Origin of the sequence: Bacillus sp. GMa5/1 (genome assembly GCF_050172015.1) — a bacterium.
GTDB lineage: Bacteria > Bacillota > Bacilli > Bacillales > Bacillaceae_G > Bacillus_A > Bacillus_A cereus.
Genome location: NZ_JBNLYC010000276.1, coordinates 1 through 4,062, shown reverse-complemented (window position 1 = coordinate 4,062; position 4,062 = coordinate 1). Strand labels below are relative to the sequence as shown.

The following is a 4,062-nucleotide window of genomic DNA, read 5'->3' as shown; positions in this document are numbered from 1 at the left end:
AATTTGGTATTTATAAAAGGAACGTGATACCGCTAGGGGTGATTCATCTTTTCAGATAGAAAGGGACATGATACCGCTATAAATTTTCATGTTTTATAATTCCCTGAAATTTGAGAAGATGTTGTATAAATGTATGGTATATAAGGGGTTTAGGAGGATTTATGAAACAAGAAAGGGACATGATACCGCTATAAATTTTCTTGTTTCATACCTTGAATATAGAAGAAACCCTTTTGTATCAAGGGTAAAAAAGATTATGAAAAAAATATATAGTTTAATTTCATGAAACATTTAAGACAGGATTTTTTCATGTTTTAGTCAAAAGGGACATGATACCGCTATAAATTTTCACTTTGTATGCAAACTTTAATGAGTATTACCATATATACAAGGGCAATTTTTAAACATGAATAACCTAGCTTTTTCATGTTTAATCAAAAGGGACATGATATCGCAAAAAAATTTCATGTTTCAGCTAATTCCTTGAAAAATATTAGGTTTCTTATAACGTCTTACCTTTTCCAAATGGATACAGTCTTGTATAATCAGTAAAAGAAGTGGTTATAAGCATACGTGCTAGATTATCACTAAAGGATGGTTGGATAGAACTTACTGTATTCTTTTTTATTTTCATGAATAGGAACATCATAAGGCTATATAGATTTAAGTTTAAATCATTCTCAATTGTAAATTAAATAAGGAGAAGGATGTATATGGATAATGTTCTACAATTGTTTAAAGATGCATTAGTAATATCAGCACCTATCTATAAACATAATGAACAATTGTGGTATAAATGGAATGCTTATTACTTAGAAGTTAAAGAAGATACTAGTAGGATCGTAACTTCGGACTATTTTTCCCCATCATTTTCAATGCTTGTACAGTGGCTTGAACAGCAACAAAAAAAGGGAATCTCCTCTTTGGAAATATTCACTAACATAGAAGCTTACCAAATTGAAATTGATGTGGCGATAGGATTATTTGTGGAGCAAGAGTTTTCAAGAGCTAACAATGAAACTGTGCAGGAACCAAAGGAATCTAATACAAGTTTAGAGCACGAGAATTACTATGAAGTGAATAATTCTGCGGTTTATTATAAATTAAGAGATGGTATAGCAAAGAATCAATTTGAAGAAGATGAAAATACAAAGTTGAAATCTTATCCAATTGAAACGAAAGATAGTAGTGGAGTTGCACAACTCTCTTCACATAAAGATGAAGATTTAAGATTAATAAATATTGAAGAAGCTGCTCGTTGGAATACATTGGTTGATGGTGTAATGAGTAATATGGATGATTTAACTGCTGACTGTTTAGATGCAATTACTATTCAGTGGTTAAAAGAGGCAAAGTCTCCTGATGAATTCATAGATTTTTCATATAATCAGGTATTAGAAATGTGTAGCATACCTAAAGCAAAGGCTAATAACACAGAATATTATCGAGCAGAAGATAAAATAAAGGTTGCCAAACGTATTGCTGCCTTAGCAAGTATTTTTATCTATTTAAATGATGATAATGAGGTAGTTGTATTAAATGATCGAGCTGAAGCAGGTAAATATTATGAAGTAAAGCGAGAAGTTATTAAGAGGCTTTTTGTATTAGATTCTGTGGTACTTTGGAGAGATACTAACACTAACGAATATATGGGAATAGAATCTTGCAGGATTAAGCCAGGGAGCTTCTTATCAAGTTATTTATATGGTTCTAGTAGTACAACGGCACTATTATCAAAAAAAGCGTTAGAATATAATAGTTATAGACATAAATATCATAAGAGATTGATTCGTTATTTAACTTGGCAATGGAGAATTCGTCAAATGTTCTCTAGTTTAAAAAGGCCTTACTCTATAGGAGGAGATAAGGGATTACTGGCTGTCATGGGTATAAATCAAAATCAAAAGCCAAATCGTATTCGTGAACAGTTAGAAAATGTTCTTATTGATTTAGAGAAGGAAAAGGTAATATCACATTGGGAGTACAGTGAAGATTTAAAAGAGGAAATGTTAACAAAGAAGAATTGGTTTAAGAACTATTATGCTCAGTTAGGTATAATAATTTTACCGCCGAAAGAATTAATGAATTCAATAGAAAAAATAGCGAAGAAAAAAACAGTAGAGATCATACAAGAAGAGTCTCCAGTGAAAATAGAAAATAACACTTTAGATGTGGATGATTATGAAAATTCAATTAGAGAAAAAATATCATTCTTCCATATGAATAAAAATATTACAATGCGAGAACTTTCAAAAGAAATAGGTATATCACAACCTACCCTTTCTAGGTTTTATAATAAGAAAACAAAACGCCTTTCAGGCACGGCTAAAGATAAATTAAATCAGTGGTATAAAAGACAAATTATTATTGATAAGATGTAGAAAAACTTAAATCCATGATAAAAAAGAGTCCCTAAAATAGGGACTCTTTTTTATCATGGATTTATAACGTTAGTTACCAAATAAATTGGCTGTATCCAGGTCTTCATATTCATCTTTAAGTACCGCTTTTTCAGCTGTTGATTCATTTTCTATATGTGTATCTTTAGAAGTAGAATTTTTTTCATTAGATGAGATTATTCTATTTGAATCGGCTACCTCTTCTTCATTTGCTTGGCTTTCTTTTTGAATAGTAAGGTTTGAATTATTTAAAAGTATACGCTTAACATCATTTAAAAAGTCTTTATCTTGAAGTAAAATTTCTTTTTGCATTTGTTGCTGTATCTTATAATCAGCCACGTCTTGTAATCCGTGTTTATCAATAAAATAGCAAACAAGTTTATACAAAGAATCGGCTATATTGCTTTGTGACTCGAACCATTTAAAGAATTCTTCATTCTCAATCTTCTTGAGGTTCCAGAAGAAGGATTCTCTTTTTTTGTCGGACATACTATTTCACCTTTTTTCGAGAAAGAATTTTCTTGATAATTTGCATCCCCTTAGCATTCATATCTACAGCGTATTTCTCTGGAATCCACAATAAGTACATTCCAACTCGCTCACAATACTCTAATAATTGATTATATAATTCATCTTTAAAAGTAATACTTCCCCCACCATACACACATAAAACTTCAGCTTCACTGGCTGTATTGTTTACATATTTTTCATCTGTATCTTCTAGGATTAGTTCAGCTTGTTCCACTTTTGTAATATTAAAGTGTGTTGTTGCCTCTTCATGGTATTTATGATCTATATCTTGAAGAATCTGAGAGAATTGTTGGCGTTTAATGTTTGTGCCACGTTCTTGATTTAATAATTTTACAGCTTCTTCTGTAGCATGACCGACACCACGTCTTTCACCGCTACAAGCATCAATTACAGGGTTCACGCCAACTGTATAGATATACTCAGTTGTTCCATCCCCAATATCAGAATGTAAAATCTTTTTGTTTTTAAAGAAGGAGCCGTCAATTTTTTTGATTTCAAGTTTTTTTGCATATAGCTTAGTGAAATCAGTAAACATCTCCTCTTCCCCTTCAAGAATTGCAAATAACGGAGGAACGCCCTCTTGTGTAATGTTTGCACTATTAAATGTTAAGCTCACTGTTACCTGCTCTTCTCCTACATAAACCACTACAACATGATTTGAATTAGTAAAACGTTGTTCTAAATGTTTAGCGTTTACGGGTGTCCATTGGCTTGCTGGGATAGCTGAAATAAGGTCAACAGTCACATTGATTGATTGTGGCAGTTGTTCTGTTCGTTCCCATTCAAGTTGAACTGATTTGTTTGCGATTAATCCTAGCATATTAATTAGTGGTAAATCATCATTGTATTTTTGACCGACTTTAATGTTCATGTTTTTAGGGTTTTTACCTGTTAACATCGCACGATTTCCAATGAAATACATCCCGGATCTTCGAATTGATTTACTAGCAATATTCACGAACATATTATCTACTAAATTAACTACGTTTTTTTGGATGTTTGTCTCTGTAACATTAGGCATTGAGTAAACACTTTGATATACATTTTTCATTTTTATGTATTCACCATTGATGTAACCTTTAAATGAATCGTTCCCAATATCACCTTCTATGTCTATATGAAGAGTTTTGCC

At 31.5% G+C, this 4,062-nt stretch carries 3 protein-coding genes; 1 reads left to right on the top strand and 2 read right to left on the bottom strand.

The window, feature by feature from the left end; genetic code table 11:
• Window positions 1-713: 713 nt before the first annotated feature.
• A complete protein-coding gene (locus ACQGSG_RS27220; RefSeq protein ID WP_426948492.1) occupies window positions 714-2,381 on the top strand; it encodes a helix-turn-helix domain-containing protein in 1,668 nt (555 codons plus the stop codon).
• A 69-nt stretch (window positions 2,382-2,450) separates the two neighbouring features.
• On the opposite strand, the gene ACQGSG_RS27215 is transcribed toward ACQGSG_RS27220, so the two are convergent.
• Together ACQGSG_RS27215 and ACQGSG_RS27210 are read right to left on the bottom strand one after the other, a co-directional pair.
• The gene (locus ACQGSG_RS27215; RefSeq protein WP_061660634.1) at window positions 2,451-2,888 is read right to left on the bottom strand and encodes a hypothetical protein; all 438 of its coding nucleotides are present in this window, start codon (window positions 2,886-2,888) and stop codon (window positions 2,451-2,453) included.
• Window position 2,889: 1 nt separating this feature from the next.
• Window positions 2,890-4,062: ParM/StbA family protein (locus ACQGSG_RS27210; protein WP_426948490.1), on the bottom strand; the 1,173-nt coding region annotated here is incomplete at its 5' end.

Excerpts from the sequence above, each read along its gene's own strand:
- ACQGSG_RS27220 (WP_426948492.1), top strand. The coding sequence starts at position 714 with ATGGATAATGTTCTACAATTGTTTAAAGATGCATTAGTAATATCAGCA.
- ACQGSG_RS27215 (WP_061660634.1), bottom strand. The coding sequence starts at position 2,888 with ATGTCCGACAAAAAAAGAGAATCCTTCTTCTGGAACCTCAAGAAGATT.